Below are 20,558 nucleotides of genomic sequence, written 5' to 3' on the forward strand. Positions count from 1 at the left end.
TTCTAAAACCAGCAGGAATCCCGCGCGTTGGAGAGGTCCGACTGCGCGGTGCAGTTGCAACAGGAGGCACCTATAATGGCAGACGCAGCCATTCATGGCCACGACCATGAAGACGAGCGCAGCTTTTTCCAGCGCTGGTTCATGTCGACCAACCACAAGGACATCGGGATTCTATACCTGGTCGTTTCGGCGCTTGCCGGTCTGATCTCGGTTCTGATGACCGTCTACATGCGGCTCGAGCTGATGCACCCGGGCGTTCAGTACATGTGCTTGGAAGGCTTCATGGCCGACCCATGTACACCCAACGGGCATCTGTGGAACGTCATGATCACCTACCACGGTGTTCTGATGATGTTCTTTGTTGTCATCCCGGCCCTGTTCGGCGGTTTTGGCAACTATTTCATGCCGTTGCAGATCGGCGCGCCGGATATGGCGTTCCCGCGGATGAACAACCTGTCCTTCTGGCTGTATGTCGCTGGTACCTCGCTGGGTGTGGCCTCGCTGCTCAGCCCCGGGGGTAACGATCAGCTTGGTTCGGGCGTCGGCTGGGTTTTGTACCCGCCGCTGTCGACGACCGAGGGCGGCATGTCCATGGATCTTGCGATCTTTGCCGTGCACGTATCGGGCGCCTCCTCGATCCTCGGCGCGATCAACATGATCACAACCTTCCTGAACATGCGTGCCCCGGGCATGACCCTGTTCAAGGTGCCGCTGTTCAGCTGGTCGATCTTTGTCACCGCGTGGTTGATTCTGCTGGCTCTGCCGGTTCTGGCGGGCGCGATCACCATGCTGCTGATGGACCGCAACTTTGGCTTCACCTTCTTTGATCCGGCCGGCGGCGGCGATCCGATCCTGTATCAGCACATCCTGTGGTTCTTCGGTCACCCGGAAGTGTACATCGTGATCCTGCCCGGATTCGGCATCATCAGCCATGTCATCGCGACCTTCTCGCGTAAACCGATCTTCGGCTATCTGCCGATGGTTTGGGCGATCATCGCGATTGGTGTTCTGGGCTTCGTCGTGTGGGCGCACCACATGTACACCGTTGGCATGTCGCTGCGTCAGCAGGCCTATTTCATGCTGGCCACAATGGTCATCGCGGTTCCGACAGGGGTTAAAGTCTTCTCGTGGATTGCGACGATGTGGGGTGGTTCCATCGAGTTCAAGACACCGATGCTGTTCGCCTTCGGCTTCCTGTTCCTGTTCACCGTCGGCGGTGTGACCGGTGTGGTTCTGTCGCAGGCTGGCGTGGACCGCGCTTATCACGATACCTACTACGTGGTCGCGCACTTCCACTACGTGATGTCGCTGGGCGCTGTATTCGCGATCTTTGCCGGGGTGTACTTCTACTTCAGCAAAATGACCGGCCGTCAGTACTCAGAGTTCTGGGGCAAGGTTCACTTCTGGATGTTCTTCATCGGCGCCAACCTGACCTTCTTCCCGCAGCACTTCCTGGGTCGTCAGGGTATGCCGCGCCGCTATATCGACTACCCAGAGGCTTTCGCCCAGTGGAACTTCGTTTCGTCGATCGGTGCGTTCATCTCGTTCGCCTCGTTCCTGCTGTTCTTTGGCATCGTGTTCTACGCCCTGTTCCGTGGTGCGAAAGAAACGCGTCCAAACCCGTGGAACGAATACGCGGACACGCTGGAATGGACCCTGCCCACGCCGCCGCCCGAACACACGTTCGAGCAGCTGCCCAAGCAGGAAGACTGGGACAAGGGCCACGCGCATTGATCCCGATCTGATCCAAAGAAACCCCGCCCAAGTGGCGGGGTTTTTCATTGCCTTCGCAGCCGGTTCGCCAATTGCACCAAAATCCGCTATGATACCCCCGCAGAACAGTCGGAGGATCGGCAATGCCGGAAATCGACTTTTGGTATTCAATCGGCAGCACATACAGCTTCCTTACCGTGATGCGTCTGGACGATTGGCGCGTTGAACATGACGCCACTGTTAACTGGCGGCCCTTCAATGTGCGCACGATCATGTCAGCACAGCAGAATATCCCGTTCGCCGGTAAACCGGAAAAATCCACATATATGTGGCGCGACATCGAACGTCGCTGTGCCAAGTATCACATCCACGCCAGCCTGCCGGCACCCTATCCGATTTCCGACCTGGCCTTGGCCAATCAGATCGCTGTCCTTGGCATGATGGATGGATGGGGCAAATCTTTTACCCAAAACCTGTACCGTATCTGGTTTGAGGAAAGCGTCGACGCAGGCAGCGAAATCGCTCTGTCCGAAGCTTTGCTGCGCTGCCAGCAAGATCCCCGTCTGACACTGGCACGTGCGCGCAGCCCGGATATCGTCGCGGCACTGGAAGCTGAAACGGATATTGCCGTGAAACTGGGTGTTTTCGGTGCTCCCAGCTTTGTCGTGAGGCAAGAAGTGTTCTGGGGCGACGACCGTTTGGATGACGCCTTGTCTTGGGCGCGTGTCGGCCACGTCGTCTGATCAAAACCCGTCGACTTGACGCAGCACCGCGTTATGTTTCCGGTATGCCGTACAAATGGAATCAGACATCCGAAACCGAACAGGAACTGCGCCTCTGGCCGCATAACTCTCTGCCGCGACGCGGGGCAATGATCACTGTCCTGTCAGTGTTTCTGTTCGGCCTGATCCCGCTGCTGGCCGTGCTCGGATCAGTAGTACTGTGGGGACTGTTACCGTTTCTGCTGATTTCGGTGTTGGGCCTGTGGTTTGCCCTTCAGGCGAACTATCGGGCGCGCAGCGTTTCCGAGGTATTGACGCTAACTGGTACCGAGGCCCACCTCGTCCACCATACACCAGGCAACGGGTCGCAGGAATGGTCCTGTAATCGGTACTGGGCGCGACCTGAAATGCACGAGAAAGGCGGCCCTGTCCCTCATTACGTCACCCTTATTGGGGACGGGCGCGAGGTCGAAATAGGAGCGTTCCTGTCTGAGGATGAGCGCATCACGCTCTATGACGAATTGGTCAAAAAACTGCGCGAACCAATCGCGCAGTAATTGCCTTGAGCATCGGATGACTCAGCAGTTTCCGTTTGACGCGGCGCAGAGGTGGTCCTTGACCATCGGCCCGACCTTGCCGAAATCCATCTGACCGGTATAGCGGGTCTTCAGCTCGCCCATGACCTTTCCCATGTCACGAATGGAACCGGCTCCGGTTGAAGTAATCGCGGCCTGAATCGCTTTTGACACTTCATCATCATCCAGCTGCTTGGGCAGAAACTCTTCGATGACGGCAACTTCCTGCATCTCGCGCTCGGCCAAATCCAGGCGTCCGCCCTCTTCATAAGCGCGCGCGCTTTCCTTGCGTTGCTTGGTCATTTTACCAAGTATTTCAAGAACCTCTGCATCACCGCAGCCTTTGACCTCTTCGTTGTCCGAGGCGCGCGCGGCGATGTCACGGTCCTTGATGGCCGCGTTGATCAACCGCAGCGTCGATAGACGCTCGGCTGCCTTGTCTTTCATTGCTTGCTTCAGGGCGGCATTCACCCGTGATCGCATGTCCATTTGGCTTGTCCATCCCCATGACAACGGAACCCCGAACATATCTAAACAAAAAGCGTGTTACAACCGGGGGCAATCAGTCTTAACCTATTGAAAAATAACGATAGCATAAAAAATGAACGGACTTGACCCAAGCGCCCAACCCCCTTAGGTATGCGCCGGTTTACCTTGCAGGAGAGTCGCGCCATGGCCCAGAACGTCCCGTCCAAGCCCACCGCATGTCTGGCTTTGGCCGACGGAACACTGTTTTACGGCCTCGGCTTCGGTGCAACCGGACAGACCGTGGCTGAACTCTGCTTCAACACAGCCATGACCGGATATCAGGAAATCATGACCGATCCATCCTATGCCGGGCAGATCGTAACCTTTACCTTCCCCCATATCGGCAATGTCGGCGTGAACCCGGAAGATGACGAAACCGGCGATCCGGTCGCCGCTGGCATGGTTGTCAAATGGGATCCGACCGAGCCGTCCAACTGGCGCTCGGCCGAGGACCTGAAGGGCTGGCTTGCCCGCCGTGGCCGTATCGCCATCGGCGGCGTTGATACCCGTCGCCTCACACGCGCCATCCGCCAGCAAGGTGCGCCGCATGTGGCGCTGGCTCATGACCCCGAGGGCAATTTCGACATCCAAGCCCTGGTTGCTGCGGCCCGCGGCTTTGCCGGGCTGGAAGGTATGGACTTGGCCAAGGAAGTCACCTGTGCCCAAAGCTATCGCTGGGATGAAATGCGGTGGGCGTGGCCTGACGGGTACAAGCGACAAGAGGCCCCTGCCCACAAAGTCGTGGCTGTGGATTACGGTGCCAAGCGCAACATTCTGCGCTGCCTCGCCTCGGCTGGATGCGATGTCACCGTATTGCCAGCGACAGCGACCGCAGCCGAAGTGCTGGCCCATCAGCCAGACGGCGTTTTCCTGTCGAACGGTCCCGGCGACCCGGCCGCAACTGGTGCCTATGCTGTGCCGATGATCAAGGAAATCCTGGACACAACCGATCTGCCCGTCTTCGGTATCTGCCTTGGCCACCAGATGCTGGCCCTGGCTTTGGGCGGTCAGACAGTCAAGATGAACCATGGTCATCACGGCGCGAACCACCCGGTCAAGGATCTGGACACCGGCAAGGTCGAAATCACCTCGATGAATCACGGTTTTGCCGTGGACGCGCAGTCTCTGCCGGAAGGCGTTGTTGAGACCCACAGGTCGCTGTTTGATGGCTCGAACTGCGGTATCCGCATGACTGACAGACCTGTATACTCGGTACAATATCACCCCGAAGCATCGCCCGGGCCTCAGGACAGTTTCTATCTGTTCGAACGTTTCGCCGATGCGATGGAAAAGAAAAAAGAGCAGGCATAACGCCGGAACTTTCCAGAGTTAACGGCACGTTAACCTTGTTTGAACAACCCTGAGCGCAGGTAACTGTGCCAGGGTTTTATTATGGTTGAGCTTAACCTCCAGGATTTTACAACCGCCGCCCCGTTCCCGGCGCCCGGTTTTCGCAAACCGCTGGGCACTTGCCTGTTGGAGAACGAGGTCATCACCCGCTCGCAACTGGACCACGCATTGAGCCTGCAGGCCAGACAGAAGGCGCCCCTTGGCGAGATTTTGGTTGGCGAAGGATATGCCAACAGGCAAGACGTTCTGACGGCCCTATCCACGCAGTTCGAGTGGCAAATCGCGGACCTTGAACAGATCCCACCAATGCACGGATTGTGCGAACTGAAGCCAGTGGATTTCTGGCTTGAACACAGTGTTATTCCTTGGATGCGCATCGGCCCGCTGCTTTTGGTCGCCACCGCCCGGCCTGATCGTTTTGCGACCGTTGTTGCCGAGATGCAGGATTGCGACCATGCCATCCTGCCGGTTCTTGCGGATTCTCATCAGATCGACCGGGTCATTGCACTGCACTTCTCGCAGACACTCGCAAATGCTGCCGAAACCCGTGTAAACGCCGCACAAAGCTGCCGCAACTGGACCGCCGGATCCCGGCTCGTAACATCCGCAACAGCGGTGAGTGTGTTGTTTCTTTTCGCCCTATTCCCCGCGTTTGGATTGATGGTTTTGTTGGGCGCGGCCGTGGGGACTTTGGTTCTTTTTGCAGCCTTTCGGACAATTGGCACCCTTGCCTACCTCGGCGACCACATGAAAAAGCCGACCGAACCACCAGAGGCGGCAATCGCGCTTCGACACCCCTGCGTGTCCATCATGGTGCCGTTGTACAAGGAACGAGAAATCGCGAATGCTCTGGTGCAGCGGCTCCAAAGGCTGACCTACCCCAAAGCGCTTCTGGACGTCATTCTCGTGCTTGAGGAAACGGACGACGTGACGCGCGACGCCCTTGCGCAGACGGCTCTGCCCAGTTGGATGCGTGTTGTTGTCGTCCCGGAATTGAACGGGCTGACCACCAAACCGCGCGCCATGAATTACGCGCTGGACTTTTGCCGTGGTGACATCGTTGGCGTTTGGGATGCCGAAGACGCACCTCAGCCAGATCAGATCGAACGTGTGGTGGCGCATTTCACTCAAGCTTCGCCCGAGGTGGTTTGCCTGCAAGGTGTTCTGGATTACTATAACCCTCGCACAAACTGGCGGTCACGCTGTTTTACCATTGAGTACAACAGCTGGTTTCGTGTGATCCTGCCGGGCATCGCACGTATGGGCCTGGTCGTCCCGCTTGGGGGAACGACGTTCTTTTTCCGCCGTGAGAAGCTGTTGGAACTGGGCGGCTGGGACGCCCACAATGTTACCGAAGATGCCGATTTGGGCGTGCGGCTTTGCCGGGCCGGTTATCGGACCGAGATGGTGGATACCACGACATTCGAAGAGGCAAACTTTCGAGCCTGGCCGTGGGTGAAGCAACGCTCACGTTGGCTCAAGGGTTTCATGGTTACCTATCTTGTGCACATGCGTAACCCTCGGAAACTGTATGCGGACCTGGGTGCAGTGAAGTTTTTTGGCCTACAGACGTTCTTTCTGGGCACGCTGGGTCAATTCCTGCTGGCCCCTGTTCTCTGGATTTTCTGGCTATACGCCATGGGCATAACCAATCCGATGGAGCAAATCCTGTCACACCAGATGGCAACAGTGTTGGTCTGGCTGTTTCTGGCGACCGAGGCCCTGAATATCTGCGCCGGGATCATCGCTGTATCCGCGCGTGAACGCCGTTTCTTGCTGCCTTGGGTCCCGACGATGTTTCTGTATTTTCCACTAGGTGTGGTTGCCGGTTACAAAGCGCTGTGGGAGCTGGCGACAAATCCGTTTTTTTGGGACAAAACCCAACATGGTCAGGCCAGCGAAGACATTCCGCTGGCCTGACGTTCATTTATCGCGACGACTGGCATCCTGTTTCAGACGAGTCATGAACGCGATTGAAATATGCTCCTTCAGCGCCCGCCCCGCGGCTTCCTCGTCGCGGGCGGCGATGGCTTCTACAATTCCCTTATGCTCACTTTGTGCAATCTCACCACGCCCCTGAACTGCCAGAGAAGTGGTCGCCATCAGGGCCATCGTCCGGTGGACCAGATCGAGCTGCTGAACCAGATAGCGGTTGTGTGACGCCAGATGAATCTGTTCGTGAAACCGTCGGTTGGCGCGCGACAAAGCCGTTGGGTCATCGATAAGTTTGTCGTCTTCAACAACCATATCCTGAAGAACCTTGATCTCTTCTTCAGTAGCGTGTTTTGCGGCCAGCCGTGCGGCAAGCCCTTCAAGTTCCCGGCGCACAATGTAAAGCTCGGCCATCTGGTTGTGGTCCAGAGACGCCACGATCAATGACCTCCCGTCCCGTTCCAGCAAGGATTGGGTTTCCAGGCGTTGCAGCGCTTCACGGATCGGAGTGCGCGACACGCCGAACCGTTCAGCCAATTCGCTTTCGACCAATCGATCACCGGGCTTGTAGACCCCCACATCGATGGCTTCGAGAATAAGGCTGTAGGCGTCCTTGGTCGGGGATCGGGTCTGGCTCATGGGATCATTTGTCTCCTCGTTCGGACATGTCTAGCCGTGTCAGGGGGCGGCGATCAAGTACAGCATTGAAAACCGCCCGACTGCGCCCTAAACCCAAGCCATGGTCAAACCTTCGTTTAGTCATGTCACCCAATGGGTGTTCGATCTGGATAACACCCTGTATCCGCCGCAGATGCGGCTGTTCGATCAGATCGAAGTTCTGATGACGGACTATGTGGTGCAAGCCATCGGTGTGGAACGGGCCGAGGCCGACAGGCTACGCGCGCATTACTGGCGCGAATACGGGACAACGCTGGCCGGATTGATGGCCGAACATGATCTGGACCCCGACCCTTATCTGCACGCGGTACATCAGGTTGACATGAGCCACATGGACCCGGATGCGGAACTGGCCGACCATATACGCGCCCTTCCAGGTCGGCGGATCGTCTACACCAACGGCAGCGCGCCCTACGCGGAACGTGTATTGGAAGCACGCGGCCTGACAGGCTTGTTCGACGCGATATATGGTGTCGAACACGCAGGGTATAGACCAAAGCCCGAAAAAGCTGCGTTCGAAGCGATCTTTGAAAAGGACGGCCTTCAGGCCGAAATGGCGGCGATGTTCGAAGACGACCCTCGCAATCTTGCGGCACCGCACGAGATGGGAATGCGTACGGTTCATGTTTCTCCTGACCGGCATGAAGCCGATCACATCCACCATCACACGGACGATCTGACCGCGTTTTTGGCCCGCCTGCGATAGCCTGTCACAGTGCGACGATCTGCACGTTCCGCACCTGCATCTGCGTCCCTATATGCGCAGCAGCGACGAACAGATGGAGACCCCGATGAGCGCGATCGAGATGCCCGGACGCCTGCCGATTTGGCAACGTCTTTTCTTTGCAATTCCGGTTATGGGGTGGCTGGCGCGCGACGCGGCCAACGCTAAGCCAGAAGATCTGTACTATACTGTCGCTGCCATTTTCAGTATGTGGGGCTGTTCCATAATGCTGTTCGGCCTTCCCGGCCTCTACATCCCCGCCCTTATGATGGTGCCGGTGATGTTTCTGATCCTCGTCCTGATTTCGCGCGGCTGAAATACGGGACAGGATGTCACTTGGCACTCGGGGCAGATCCGAATTAGGTTCTGCCCGGAATGATGAGAGGCGCCATGACCGACAGCTGTGACATCCTGATTTCTGGTGGTGGGATCGCCGGTCTGACCGCTGCGGCGGTATTCGGAACGGCAGGATTTGAAGTGATCTGCGTTGATCCGAGCCCTCCGATCACCGAGCGGGATGTGGACGGGTCAGACCTGCGCACCACAGCTTTTTTGCAGCCTGCGCGCGGCCTGCTGGAACAATGCGGTCTGTGGGCAAGGCTGGATGCTCACGCGGCTCCGCTGCAAATCATGCGGATCGTTGACGCGGGCGGCGACGTGCCCGAGCCGCGCGTTGTCCGCGACTTCAACGCAGCCGACATTTCTGAACACCCTTTCGGTTGGAACTTGCCCAACTGGTTGCTGCGCCGAGAAATGGTGGCGCGACTGGCTGAATTGCCCAATGTCGATTTCCGCCCCGGCACCGGAACCACCAGCTTGTTCACCCGAACCGCCGAGGCCCGCGTGGGCCTGAGCGATGGAAACCGCGTCCGGTGTAAACTGGTGCTTGCCGCCGATGGTCGCAACTCACCTATGCGCGAAGCCGCCGGGATCAAAGTGCACACGACACGATATGGGCAGAAGGCGCTGGCCTTTGCGGTGACACACCCAATTCCACACGAGAATGTCTCGACCGAGATTCACAGATCCGGGGGACCGTTCACGATGGTGCCTCTGCCTGACTGGAAAGGGCAGCCCTCGTCCGCCATTGTCTGGATGGAACGCGGACCGAAGGCCGTTGAACTCCTGAACCTTGAACCCGAGGCATTCGAAGCCGCTATGACCGCTCGTTCTTGCGGTTTGTTCGGCCCGCTGAATTTGGCCTCCCGCAGAACGATCTGGCCGATCATCAGCCAATCCGCAGAACGGCTGGCGGGGGAACGCATTGCCCTGATGGCTGAGGCCGCGCATGTGGTGCCACCCATCGGAGCACAGGGATTGAACATGTCGTTGGGCGATCTGCGGTGCCTGCTGGATTTGGCGCAAGCCCGGCCCGAAGGTCTGGGAGACGCACAGATGCTGGACGCCTATCACAAGGCCCGTCACACCGAGGTCGAGATGCGCGTCAAGGGCATTGATCTGCTGAACCGCGCCTCGATGATCGAGGCACGTCCGCTGCGGGATGCACGGGCGATGGGTCTGAGCGCGCTCTATTCTCTGCCAAGCGTGCGCAAGACGTTGATGCAGATGGGCCTTGGCGTTCGCTAAGGCCCGGTCCGCTTACAGAACATGATCCAGCACCCGCTTCAAACGCGCGATGGTGCCGTCCACGTCGTACAGCTTGTCGAGCCCGAACAGGCCCAACCGAAAAGTGCTGAACCCTTCGGGCTCATCGCATTGCAACGGGACACCAGCGGCAATCTGCATACCCAGTGCCGCAAATTTCCTGCCGTTCTGAATTTCGGGATCCGAGGTGTAGCTGACCACAACTCCGGGCGCGCCGAAACCGTCGGCGGCAACCGAAACAACGCCCTTGTCCTTCAGCATCGACCGCACACCGTCGCCCAACGCCCACTGCGCCGCACGCAGTTTTTCGAACCCATAATCTCGAGTCTCTGCCATGGTGTCGCGGAAAGCCAGCAAAGCATCGGTCGGCATCGTGGCGTGATAGGCGTGGCCGCCGTTTTCATAGGCTTGCATGATCTGCCGCCATTTCTTCAAATCAATGGCGAAACTGTCAGAACTGGTCTGCTCCAGCCGTGCCTCGCCCCGTTCAGACAGCATGACCAGACCGGCACATGGCGACGCGCTCCACCCCTTCTGAGGCGCAGAGATCAGAACATCGACACCGGTAGTTTTCATGTCCACCCAGGCGCAACCCGACGCAATGCAATCCAACACCATCAATGCACCCACCTCGTGCGCCGCGCTTGCCAGCGCGGTCACATAATCATCCGGCAGAATGACCCCCGCCGAGGTTTCGACATGCGGAGCAAAAACAACACCGGGCTTTTGTTCGCGAATCGCGGCGACGACCTCTTCGATCGGAGCAGGCGCAAAAGGCGATGGGCTGGCATTGCCAGTCTCCCGCGCTTTCATGACCGTGGTCGAGTTTGTCAGGGAACCGCTCTCAATGATCTGGCTCCACCGGTACGAGAACCATCCGTTGCGAACCACCAGCACATCCGCGCCGCGCGCAAACTGTCGGGCGACCGCTTCCATGGCATAGGTTCCACCGCCCGGAATAACTGCGACACCTTCCGCGTTGTACACGTCTTTCAGCATGTCCGAAATGTCGCGCATCACCTGCTGAAACTTCCGCGACATATGGTTCAGCGAGCGGTCGGTAAACACGACCGAGAATTCTTCAAGCCCGTTCGGGTCAACGGTATCCAACAAGGCAGGCATGAGGCGTCCTTTCCAAAGCGTTTTCGAAGTTTTGTCCCCTTTGCCCGTGCGGGTAAAGCCCATTCGCGACAAAAGTTTGACCCCATGTAAAGTAGCGGAAACAGTAACTTTTTTCCGCCTACGTCCCTGAAAACACGAGAAATGACGCCAAGTAGTGTCACTTCCCCTTTACACTTCTGCTTGATTCTGAACAGATGCGCACACTTTATACTTGAAGGGACATATTTACCCGTGACGATACAAAAGCGGATCAGCTTCCAGTTCGTTCGAGACGAAGTAAAACGACGCATTGAAAGCCGTGTCTGGCCACAAGGATCGCTTTTGCCGACAGAGACTCAGCTGGCTGAGGAATTCAATTGCGCCCGGGCCACTGTGAACAGAGCCATGAGGGAACTGGCCGATCAGGGCTTTGTCGAACGCAAACGCAAGAGCGGAACACGTGTCAAGAAAGAGCCCAGCAAACACGCCAAACTCGAATTTTCACTGGCGCGGCAAGTGGTCGAAAGCCAGAATGCAACCTATCGCTACGCGCTTGTTGAACGGAACGTAGTCACCAGCCCCGGATGGCTTTCGTCACAAATCAACGTGGCACCGGATGTGCGCGTTCTGCATATTGTCTGCATGCATTATGCAAATAATCGGCCTTTTCAGATGGAAGAACGGTGGATCAACATTGAGGCTGTTCCAAGTGTAGAGGACGCGGACCTGATCGAACAGGGGCCACATGAGTGGCTGTTGACGGCTGCGCCCTTTACCGACGCCGAGGTTGCTTTCTGCGCCATTTCTGCGGATGCGCGGTTGGCAGAATTCATGGGCACCACGGCAGGGACATCCATGATTCAGATGGAACGCACAACGTGGAAAGAAGACAAACCACTCACCTTTGCGCGTATGACACACCATCCGGGTTATTGTATTCGTACCAAATACTGAGCGTATTCAACCGATCGGCCCAGGTAGGCGTTCTTCGCTAAGCAGCACGTTTGCCTCGACATCGCCCGCGCCCGGCAATGTCATGATCCGGCGCCGCAATACACGCTCGAAATCGGCCAAGTCTCGGGCCACGACACGCAGTCGATAGTCATACAGTCCAAGCACATGCTCGACTGTCTGCACCTCGGGAACGGCACTGACGGCGCGCTCAAAATCTTCAAGGCTGATCTGGCCTTTTCGCCCGAGTTTGATACCCAGAAAGACGGTAACACCAAACCCAAGCGCCTCGGCATTCAGGCGCAGCCGTCGGCCCTTGATTACCCCGGTTTCTTCCAGCCTGCGGATACGACGCCACGTGGCGGGTTGAGATAACCCGAACCTGCGCCCCAACGCTCCGGCACTTTGCGTCGCGTCCTGTTGCAGTGCGCGAAGAAGACCGCGATCGATCTCATCCAGCTCAATCATACCGGCAGTACCTCGTCCCGCTTGACCCTCGCGATATGCATCAGGGCCTCGATATCGGCGATATGAGGCAGGGTCAGAATCCGGTCGCGATAGAGCTGCTGATAGTGCTTCATATCTCTTGCAATGACGGAAAGACGAACGTCGACACGACCCAGAAAGGTCTGGATCTCGATTACCTCTGCCACATCACGCGCCGCCTGCGTGAATTCGTCGAACGCACGGGCTTGAGTCTTGTCAAGCGTGATCCGAAGCGAGACCTCGACTGCATATCCCATCGCGGCCCAGTCTATCACGGCCTCCTGCCCTTCGATGATCCCTGCGGCCTGCATCTTTTCGATCCGCCGCCAGCAGACACCCGCGCTGATCCGGCAAAGATCGGCCAGTTCCGCTGTTGTCAGGCTCGGGTCTGCTTGAAAGTGGCGCAGAATGCGTCGATCAATATCATCAAGCATGATTTTTTTATTTTCTCCAGTTATCGCGAATTATTCTTCATCTTTTTTGCAAATACTCAAGCCCAACCCTATCGCCATTGCGCGAACAGGCAGATACAACCGCCGCAACCTAACCAGAAAGGACCGGCGAAATGCGCGTCTATTACGATCGCGATTGCGACATCAACCTGATCAAAGACAAGAAAGTGGCCATCCTCGGCTATGGCTCGCAAGGTCACGCTCACGCGCTGAACCTGCGCGACTCCGGTGCAAAGAACCTGGTCGTCGCCCTGCGCGAAGGATCGCCTTCGGCCAAAAAAGCCGAAGCCGAAGGTTTGCAAGTCATGGGCATCGCCGAAGCGGCGGCCTGGTGCGACGTCATCATGTTCACCATGCCCGACGAGCTACAGGCCGAGACCTACAAAAAATACGTCCACGACAACATCAAGCCCGGTGCGGCCATCGCGTTTGCGCACGGCCTGAATGTTCACTTCGGCCTGATCGAGCCGAAAGAAGGCGTCGACGTCATCATGATGGCCCCCAAGGGCCCCGGCCATACAGTGCGCGGCGAATACACCAAGGGCGGCGGCGTTCCCTGCCTGGTCGCGGTTCACAACGACGCAACCGGCAAGGCGCTGGAAATCGGCTTGTCCTACTGCTCGGCCATTGGTGGCGGCCGCTCGGGCATCATCGAAACCAACTTCCGTGAAGAGTGTGAGACCGACCTGTTCGGCGAACAGGCTGTTCTGTGCGGCGGTCTGGTCGAACTGATCCGTTGCGGGTTTGAGACTTTGGTCGAAGCCGGTTACGCCCCTGAAATGGCCTATTTCGAGTGTCTGCACGAAGTGAAACTGATCGTCGATCTGATCTACGAAGGCGGCATCGCCAACATGGATTATTCGATCTCGAACACCGCAGAGTACGGCCAGTACGTCACCGGGCCGCGTATCCTGAAATACGACGAAACCAAAGCGCGTATGAAAGAGGTCCTGAACGACATCCAGCAGGGTAAATTCGTTCGTGACTTCATGCTGGAAAACGCCGTTGGCCAGCCGACCATCAAAGCGGCGCGCCGTGCCAATGACGAGCATCAGATCGAAGAAACCGGCGCCAAGCTGCGCGGCATGATGCCGTGGATCTCGGCCGGCAAAATGGTCGACAAAGAAAAGAACTAAGCCTGACCTTAGTCAGCATCAGGGCGGCCACAGCGGTCGCCCTTTTTCGTTTACACAAAAAAGTGGCGCGGCACATAAACGCCCGATCAGACTAATCTATTTCGCGAACTTGCGCTGCCCGACAGGACAAACCAATGGTGCAACAGCCGACAAAACAGGACTGGAGCGGCGTCTTTACGCTGGGCCTGATCTGGGGCGCAACGTTCATGGTCGTTGCGATGGCGCTGGAAGGCTATGGGCCGATCACGGTCGCCACGTCCAGAACCACCCTGGGTGCCGTAACGCTTCTGTTGCTGATGTGGGTAACCGGGCGCAAAATGCCTGTTCTGACGCCTGCCCTTGGGAGTTCGATACTTCTGATTGGTGTTCTATCCACAGCCGTACCCTTCATGCTGCTCAGCTGGGGGCAACAATTCGTACCATCCGCCTTTGCTGGGTTGTCCATGGCCGCCATTCCACTGATGGTATTGCCGCTTGCGCATTTCTTTTCTGACGAGCCGCTTAATCTACGTCGCCTGCTGGGCGTGTGTCTGGGCTTCTCGGGAGCTTTGGTATTGATCGGCCCCGGTCTGGCACAGCTTGGCCAGGGAGCCGAACCTCTGGCCCAATTGGCCTGTATCACTGCCGCATTGTGCTATGCGTCTTCGTCGATTTTGACCCGTCGCTGTCCGCCTGTCGACCCGTTGGCGCTTGCTGCGTTGACCCTGCTGGTTGGGGCTGCGTTGTTGGTGCCAATCATGCTGATGACCGAAGGCTTGCCCAGATGGCAAGGCACGCGCCCCACACTTGCTCTGATCGTGCTGGGCTTGGTGCCGACGGCATTCGCCACCCTGCTGCGCGTGTCCATTACCCGCAGCGCAGGTTCTGTGTTTCTGACACTGGTGAACTATCAGGTGCCCATCTGGTCAATGGTATTCGGCGCGTGGGTTCTGTCCGAGGCCCTGCCCCTGCGCTTTTTCATCGCCCTTGCGTTGATCCTGACAGGCATGGCCATCAGTCAATGGTTCAGCCTGCGCAAGGTTCTGTTCGGGCACTAGCTTGTGGCGGCCTCGACCTCGGCGACGATGCTGTCAACGACTTGGGTCAGCAACCCATCGTCTTCGCATTCAGCCATCACGCGGATCAACGGTTCGGTCCCGGATTTGCGGATCAACAACCGGCCCTGCCCATTCAACCGTGCCTCGGCATCGGCAATTGCCGCCTGTACACTTTGCACCTCCAACGGGGTTTGATCGCTGGAATAACGTACATTCTTCAGCAACTGCGGCACGGTTTCGAACTGTTTGGACAGATCCGACGCCTTGCGCCCCGACAGAACCATTTCCGCCAGGAAATGCAGGCCTGCCATCAAGCCGTCACCGGTGGTGGCATAATCGCTCATCACGATATGGCCGGACTGTTCCCCGCCAAGGTTGAACCCACCTTCACGCATCCGTTCGACCACGTAGCGATCGCCGACAGCCGTTCGCTCCAGACGCAAACCCTGCGCTGTCAGGTGGCGTTCCAGACCCAGGTTGGACATGACAGTCGCGACCAGGGCATCGCCCTTCAACTGGCCCGATTTCTTCCACGCCGTCGCCAGCAAAGCCATAAGCTGATCGCCGTCAGCCACCTGACCGGTTTCATCGACCACAACCACCCTATCCGCGTCGCCATCCAGACAAATGCCCACGTCGGCACCATGCGCGACAACGGTTTCAGCGGCCAGATGTGGCTTGGTCGATCCGCAGTTGAGGTTGATGTTTTTGCCGTTGGGCGCAATTCCCACGGGAATCACATCTGCACCCAGCTCCCACAGAACTTCCGGCGCGGTGCGGTGGGCTGCGCCGTTTGCACAATCGATCACCACTTTCAAACCATCCAGGCTCACATTCCGCGGCAACGACGATTTCACACGCTCGCCATAGCGAAACCGTGCATCGTCAACCCGGCGCGCCCGACCGATATTCTGCGCCTGGGCTGGCCTGACGCCATCGTCGATCAGCCTTTCGATTTCGACCTCGGCCTGATCGGACAGTTTATAGCCGTCCGGGCCAAAGAACTTGATCCCGTTGTCTTCGGCAGGGTTATGGCTGGCCGAGATCATGACGCCCAAATCGGCTCGCATGGACCGGGTCATGAGACCAACGGCGGGGGTCGGAACGGGTCCCAGCAGCAACACATTCATTCCTGTGGACGTCAATCCGGCCGTCAGCGCATTTTCCAACATATAGCCGGACAGGCGTGTATCCTTACCGATGACAACCCGGTGCACACCTGTCGCGTCGCGTCGAAAGTACCGCCCGACCGCTGCCCCGATGCGCAGCGCCATCTCTGCCGTCATCGGATGCGTGTTGGCGGTGCCCCGCACCCCGTCGGTTCCGAACAGCTTGCGCATAAGTGTCACTCCGTGATTTATCGTGCGACCGGATTACCGGACAGCAGCCCATAGGCGCAAGGCCTGAGAGGTCTCGGCCACGTCATGAACGCGAATGATCTGCACGCCCTGAGACAATCCTGCCAGAGCCACTGCAATTGATCCCGGTGCGCGGGCAGTCTTGCGAGGTTCATTTCCGATGGACCCAATGAAGCCCTTGCGCGACACGCCCAGTAGGATCGGGCAGCCCAACCCGTGGAACAGGCTGAGATTGCGCAGAAGGGTCAAATTGTGATCCTCTGTCTTCCCAAACCCGATCCCGGGATCCACGACGATCAGATCGCGGCTCAGGCCCAAGCCTTCCAGCATCGCAATCTGGCTTTCGAGAAAGTCGCAAACATCCAGCAGAACATTGTCGTATTGGGGATCGTCCTGCATCGTTGCCGGATCACCTTGCATGTGCATGACACAGACAGGCGAACCTTGCGTGGCACAGAACGGTGCCAATTCCGGATCGAAGGTGAAGCCCGAGACATCGTTGACCAACCCCGCCCCGGCGTCACAGGCGGCCTTGGCGACGTCGGCCTTGCGTGTATCGATGGAAATCAAAGCGCCTGTTTCTGACCGGATCGCTTCGATCAACGGGCGGGTTCGTGCAATCTCTTCCTCCACCGGAACAAAATCAGCACCCGGGCGGGTGGATTCTCCACCGACATCCAGAATTGTTGCCCCATGCGCCACCATCTCGACTGCAGCCGCACGGGCCGCGTTCGCCGAGCTGTGAACACCGCCATCCGAGAAACTGTCCGGCGTGGCATTCAGAATCCCCATGATATGAGGCACGTGCATGTCGAGACCTGCGACGTCAGCCCGCGGTCGGCTCAAACGGCAAAGGTGATCCGACGGAACGTCCGAGGCCGCGACGATTTCGGGTTCGGACCCGCGCCGCAGGGCCTCGACATGGGTGAACCAGAGCGGTTGGCCGGCCAGCGGCACAGCGTCTGTGGGACGAGTCGCTCCATGCTGGACCAGTGGTCTGAAATAGGCGCTCACAGCTGGGCCTGATCCACCGCAATAGCGCGCAATGGCGTTTTGGGTTCCGTCGGCAAAGCGCCGCCGATCACCATCATTTCGCTCGCCTCAAAGGTCGCGGCAAACCATGCAGCCAACGCTACGGCATCCGACGGGGCAGCGGACGGGCCGTCAACGGCGTCCAATACGATCTTGGATGGCGCCCAAACGCAGATTTGGCCGTTCTTCATCGCCCAATCCAATTCGGTCCGCGTCGAGACCACCACACAGCGATGATCTCGTGCCGCCAGAACCCACGCATTCTGTTCGATGGCCAATAGGTCAATCCGGCGCTGCGTCATCGCATGTCCCGTTTGTGGAGCGGCCAGTTCCGACGCCCCGACACACAGGATCAGTGGACGCCGACGGTTCTCCAACTGATCAATCCAACCCGTCAGACTATCCGAGGCAATGGCGTCATTCGACAGGAACACAAGGCGGGGGTGCGGGCGTTCTTCTTCGGCCACTTCGTGGTGGACCGAGTCTTTTCCGCGCACGATCTCAACCCCCAATGCGCCCGGACCCCGATCCAGTTTTTCGATGCGAACAAAGACCCTTACAGCCTGAGGCTCAAGCAGTATTCGTTCCGCAACACGCTCTGCCAATGTCTCAAGCAGATTCAGGCGCTCGGCCGCCAGCTCATAGGCGATGGATTCCGTTACCCTGTCATAAGACAGGATGCGATCCACATCATCATCAATCGGGTCTGTCAGAGGCCGGACTTCGACCACGATGTTGAAACAGATCCGCTGGGTTGTTCCCCGCTCGGCCTGGAAGGCACCGATTTCGACTTCGACAATATGGTCGCGCAACGAGATACGATCCAACGGCCCCCGGGGGGACGTCGCCTCGGACCGTTCGGACGGGTGTGCGAATGCCAGACGGATTTCAGAACTCATGGGTCAGGCCTTTTCGGGCTCGTTTCAAAGTTCGCCTACTATAGGCGTTGCGAGGGCCTATAGCATTCAAACAAGCGCCATTCCAACCGCCGAATGCGTCGTCAGAAGACCCGAAACCAGCTCATCATCCCGGACGCGGCGTGCCCCAGCATATGGCAATGCAGCAACCAGTTCCCCGGATTGTCCGCGATCAATGCGATTTGGCGAGCCTGTCCTCGCCCGACCAGAATAGTGTCGCGCCAGGGACCAAGAGAACCATCACCAAGGATCAGTCGGAAGTGATGTCCGTGCAGATGCATCGCATGCGGAAAGGCGGATTCATTCACAAACTCAATCCTGTGCAAACTACCGACAGCAGCATCCAGAAACGGCTCTTCGGGGCGCTCGGCGTAACCATTCAGCGCCCAGAACTTGCCCAACTGCGCCAACTCGCGGCCCGACAATTCAGCTTCGCCCAGCCGGGCACTTTCCAGCCAGCGCATTGCACCACCTTGCAGACGCATCTGGTGCGTTTGTGCTTCTTGAAAATTTCCGATCTCAGGCAAGGGATTAGACGGCAATGCTGACACACCCTGCCTGTGCGCCTTCGCAGCACTACCACTGACTTCGAACCGCGCCAGACCAAAGGATCCATCCCTTTCGACACTGACCAAGCTTGCCGTATCTCCTTCGGCGGTGACATCGACAATCAGATCCGCGCGCTGCGCCGGCGCCAGCGGGAAAGAGCCGGATAGTTCTAGTGGCTTTTCCAAAGGCATTCCATCCAACGCGACGATCCACCCCACAAGACCATCCAGATCCAGATCCAGTATCCGGGCATTGGACGCGTTGACCAGTCGCAGTCGCAGCCGCTCGTTTCTTCGCACCGCATAAACAGGATCGAATGATCCGTTGACGGTAAGGATGTTCCCAAGCCGACCTGCATGGCTCAGATCATGGCCATTGTCGAAATCATCCATTATCTGTGCGGTCTCAGGGTTCAACCGCCAATCATCCAACATCAGCACCAGATCCTGATCGACATCCGGTGCAGTGGCCTCTGCAACGATCAGCGGCCCGTAAAGCCCGCGGGCCACCTGTTCCATCGACCGGTTATGCGCGTGGTACCAATAGGTGCCCGCGTCGGGAACGACGAAGTCATAGTCAAAAGAACTGCCCGGTACGACGGCATCCTGAGTCAAACCGGGCACACCGTCCATGGCGTTGTCTATGCGGATCCCGTGCCAGTGGACCGATGTTGCTTGCGGAAGGTCATTCACCAGTTTGCGCTGAACGCGTGCGCCCTGATCGACCCTTATGGCCGTTCCGGGGACTGTGTCACCGTAACTCCAGACTGTTGTGTCAGGAAACCCTTGAGGTGCAACGCGTTGGCGGGTCACATGCGCCTTGAGCGGCGGATAACCGGCCCGGGCCGCGACCGGCAGAATTGTGGCTGCGACGGCTGTTTTCAGAATGTGTCGTCGGGTGAAAAGCATTACGGGCCTCCTGAGCCCGTAATATAGACTGCAACCCGCATCGCGCCATCAAGCTTCCAGCGCGGGTGCGTCAATCAGTTGCTCGCTGTCCGATAGTTGTGGCGGTAGAAAATATGCACACCAATCCGCGCAGTCTGCTTATAGACACGCGACCAAGATGGACGGACCGCTGTCGTGTGGTAGTGCGTCGCCCCTTCGGTCAGCTCTTTGCCAACACCATCAATAGCTGCACGAGCGACTTTGGATACGCGCTCATAGGCCTTCTTCTCATGAATGACTTCTTTGCGGCCGTCGCAAGTGTACGTGAACTGGCACTGGTATTTCTTACCGGTCCCCTGGCGGATTACACCACACAATGAACTCGGAAAGCGGCTGCTCTTGACCCGGTTCAGAATAACCTCGGCCACTGCAAACTGACCGCGCACGCTTTCGCCACGGGCTTCGAAGTACAACGCCTCGGACAGGCACTTCCAGTTTTCGTCACCGGTCGCCTTGGGCCGTTGGTCAAGCCAGTCCTTGGAGTATGTTATTTCAACAGGTTTAGCCGCCTTACGGGGCTGGAACAGTTTGAAATAGTCACGAAAGCTTTGCGCCGGCAATTCGCTGCGGGCGACAAGTTCTTTCTTTGCAGTATCAATCGCTTCCCTCTCGGCGAAGGACGCACTCGGCAGCACGGTTGCCGCCATTGTGGCAACAGCCATTATGTAACGTAGCATCAGATAACCTCGCACAGGCACTTCACGCGCCATACCCTCCCCCGGCGGGCGCGACGAGGCATCTAACGCAATCGAGCGCAAAGGTCCA

General features: G+C 57.9%; 21 protein-coding genes. 11 read left to right on the top strand and 10 right to left on the bottom strand.

Annotated features, from left to right (window positions below):
• Positions 1–75: 75 nt before the first annotated feature.
• From ctaD to AC2FJB_RS05710, 3 genes are all read left to right on the top strand, one after another.
• Positions 76–1,734, top strand: coding sequence for a cytochrome c oxidase subunit I (ctaD, locus tag AC2FJB_RS05700; RefSeq protein WP_117869314.1), 1,659 nt, complete (start codon positions 76–78; stop codon positions 1,732–1,734).
• Between the two features lie 122 nt (positions 1,735–1,856).
• Positions 1,857–2,456, top strand: coding sequence for a 2-hydroxychromene-2-carboxylate isomerase (locus tag AC2FJB_RS05705; RefSeq protein ID WP_496717274.1), 600 nt, complete (start codon positions 1,857–1,859; stop codon positions 2,454–2,456).
• A gap of 44 nt (positions 2,457–2,500) precedes the next feature.
• Positions 2,501–2,992 carry a DUF2244 domain-containing protein gene (locus tag AC2FJB_RS05710; RefSeq protein ID WP_299896154.1) on the top strand — a complete coding sequence of 164 codons (492 nt, stop codon included), beginning with the start codon at positions 2,501–2,503 and terminating at the stop codon, positions 2,990–2,992.
• A 21-nt stretch (positions 2,993–3,013) separates the two neighbouring features.
• Here AC2FJB_RS05710 and AC2FJB_RS05715 read toward each other — a convergent pair whose 3' ends face one another.
• Positions 3,014–3,499 (bottom strand): GatB/YqeY domain-containing protein, encoded by a 486-nt coding sequence (locus tag AC2FJB_RS05715; RefSeq protein WP_117869317.1) that lies wholly within the window; start codon positions 3,497–3,499, stop codon positions 3,014–3,016.
• 183 nt (positions 3,500–3,682) lie between these two features.
• Here AC2FJB_RS05715 and carA point away from each other — a divergent pair, with 183 nt between their 5' ends.
• Both carA and AC2FJB_RS05725 read left to right on the top strand, forming a co-directional pair.
• A complete protein-coding gene (gene carA / locus AC2FJB_RS05720; RefSeq protein ID WP_299896151.1) occupies positions 3,683–4,849 on the top strand; it encodes a glutamine-hydrolyzing carbamoyl-phosphate synthase small subunit in 1,167 nt (388 codons plus the stop codon).
• Positions 4,850–4,930: 81 nt separating this feature from the next.
• On the top strand, positions 4,931–6,808 hold the full coding sequence (locus tag AC2FJB_RS05725; RefSeq protein ID WP_496717273.1) for a glycosyltransferase: 1,878 nt from the start codon (positions 4,931–4,933) through the stop codon (positions 6,806–6,808).
• Positions 6,809–6,811: 3 nt separating this feature from the next.
• Here the strand turns inward: AC2FJB_RS05725 and AC2FJB_RS05730 are convergent, their stop codons facing one another.
• Positions 6,812–7,459, bottom strand: a complete 648-nt coding sequence (locus AC2FJB_RS05730) for a GntR family transcriptional regulator (protein WP_117869320.1) — start codon at positions 7,457–7,459, stop codon at positions 6,812–6,814.
• A 100-nt stretch (positions 7,460–7,559) separates the two neighbouring features.
• Here AC2FJB_RS05730 and AC2FJB_RS05735 point away from each other — a divergent pair, with 100 nt between their 5' ends.
• The 3 genes from AC2FJB_RS05735 (at position 7,560) to AC2FJB_RS05745 (ending at position 9,809) form a co-directional block, all read left to right on the top strand.
• A complete protein-coding gene (locus AC2FJB_RS05735; RefSeq protein WP_299896145.1) occupies positions 7,560–8,204 on the top strand; it encodes a pyrimidine 5'-nucleotidase in 645 nt (214 codons plus the stop codon).
• An 85-nt stretch (positions 8,205–8,289) separates the two neighbouring features.
• Positions 8,290–8,538, top strand: coding sequence for a hypothetical protein (locus tag AC2FJB_RS05740; RefSeq protein WP_117869322.1), 249 nt, complete (start codon positions 8,290–8,292; stop codon positions 8,536–8,538).
• A gap of 74 nt (positions 8,539–8,612) precedes the next feature.
• On the top strand, positions 8,613–9,809 hold the full coding sequence (locus AC2FJB_RS05745; RefSeq protein ID WP_117869323.1) for a UbiH/UbiF family hydroxylase: 1,197 nt from the start codon (positions 8,613–8,615) through the stop codon (positions 9,807–9,809).
• Positions 9,810–9,821: 12 nt separating this feature from the next.
• On the opposite strand, the gene AC2FJB_RS05750 is transcribed toward AC2FJB_RS05745, so the two are convergent.
• Positions 9,822–10,949: an aminotransferase class V-fold PLP-dependent enzyme gene (locus AC2FJB_RS05750; RefSeq protein WP_496717272.1), complete on the bottom strand. Its 1,128-nt coding sequence runs from the start codon at positions 10,947–10,949 to the stop codon at positions 9,822–9,824.
• Positions 10,950–11,180: 231 nt separating this feature from the next.
• Between AC2FJB_RS05750 and hutC the strand changes: the two genes are divergently transcribed.
• Entirely contained in the window at positions 11,181–11,882 is a 702-nt protein-coding gene (gene hutC, locus AC2FJB_RS05755) for a histidine utilization transcriptional repressor HutC (protein ID WP_496717271.1), read from the top strand.
• A 6-nt stretch (positions 11,883–11,888) separates the two neighbouring features.
• Here the strand turns inward: hutC and AC2FJB_RS05760 are convergent, their stop codons facing one another.
• Positions 11,889–12,347, bottom strand: a complete 459-nt coding sequence (locus AC2FJB_RS05760) for an Lrp/AsnC family transcriptional regulator (protein WP_117869325.1) — start codon at positions 12,345–12,347, stop codon at positions 11,889–11,891.
• The gene (locus AC2FJB_RS05765) at positions 12,344–12,799 is read right to left on the bottom strand and encodes an Lrp/AsnC family transcriptional regulator (RefSeq protein ID WP_117869326.1); all 456 of its coding nucleotides are present in this window, start codon (positions 12,797–12,799) and stop codon (positions 12,344–12,346) included. Before AC2FJB_RS05765 ends, AC2FJB_RS05760 begins: the two co-directional genes overlap by 4 nt.
• Positions 12,800–12,930: 131 nt before the next feature.
• Between AC2FJB_RS05765 and ilvC the strand changes: the two genes are divergently transcribed.
• The gene (gene ilvC / locus AC2FJB_RS05770; RefSeq protein WP_117869327.1) at positions 12,931–13,953 is read left to right on the top strand and encodes a ketol-acid reductoisomerase; all 1,023 of its coding nucleotides are present in this window, start codon (positions 12,931–12,933) and stop codon (positions 13,951–13,953) included.
• A 134-nt stretch (positions 13,954–14,087) separates the two neighbouring features.
• On the top strand, positions 14,088–14,990 hold the full coding sequence (locus tag AC2FJB_RS05775; RefSeq protein WP_299896131.1) for a DMT family transporter: 903 nt from the start codon (positions 14,088–14,090) through the stop codon (positions 14,988–14,990).
• Here the strand turns inward: AC2FJB_RS05775 and glmM are convergent.
• The 5 genes from glmM to AC2FJB_RS05800 form a co-directional block, all read right to left on the bottom strand.
• Positions 14,987–16,330, bottom strand: coding sequence for a phosphoglucosamine mutase (gene glmM, locus AC2FJB_RS05780; protein ID WP_117869329.1), 1,344 nt, complete (start codon positions 16,328–16,330; stop codon positions 14,987–14,989). The genes AC2FJB_RS05775 and glmM overlap by 4 nt on opposite strands.
• Positions 16,331–16,363: 33 nt before the next feature.
• Positions 16,364–17,362, bottom strand: a complete 999-nt coding sequence (gene folP, locus AC2FJB_RS05785; RefSeq protein WP_496717269.1) for a dihydropteroate synthase — start codon at positions 17,360–17,362, stop codon at positions 16,364–16,366.
• Positions 17,359–18,279 (bottom strand): dihydroneopterin aldolase, encoded by a 921-nt coding sequence (locus AC2FJB_RS05790; protein WP_117869331.1) that lies wholly within the window; start codon positions 18,277–18,279, stop codon positions 17,359–17,361. Before AC2FJB_RS05790 ends, folP begins: the two co-directional genes overlap by 4 nt.
• Before the next feature lie 101 nt (positions 18,280–18,380).
• Positions 18,381–19,754 carry a multicopper oxidase family protein gene (locus AC2FJB_RS05795; RefSeq protein ID WP_496717268.1) on the bottom strand — a complete coding sequence of 458 codons (1,374 nt, stop codon included), beginning with the start codon at positions 19,752–19,754 and terminating at the stop codon, positions 18,381–18,383.
• A gap of 74 nt (positions 19,755–19,828) precedes the next feature.
• A complete protein-coding gene (locus AC2FJB_RS05800) occupies positions 19,829–20,503 on the bottom strand; it encodes a cell wall hydrolase (RefSeq protein WP_299896120.1) in 675 nt (224 codons plus the stop codon).
• Between the last annotated feature and the right edge of the window lie 55 nt (positions 20,504–20,558).

Source organism: Ruegeria sp. CDSC085, from assembly GCF_059610465.1.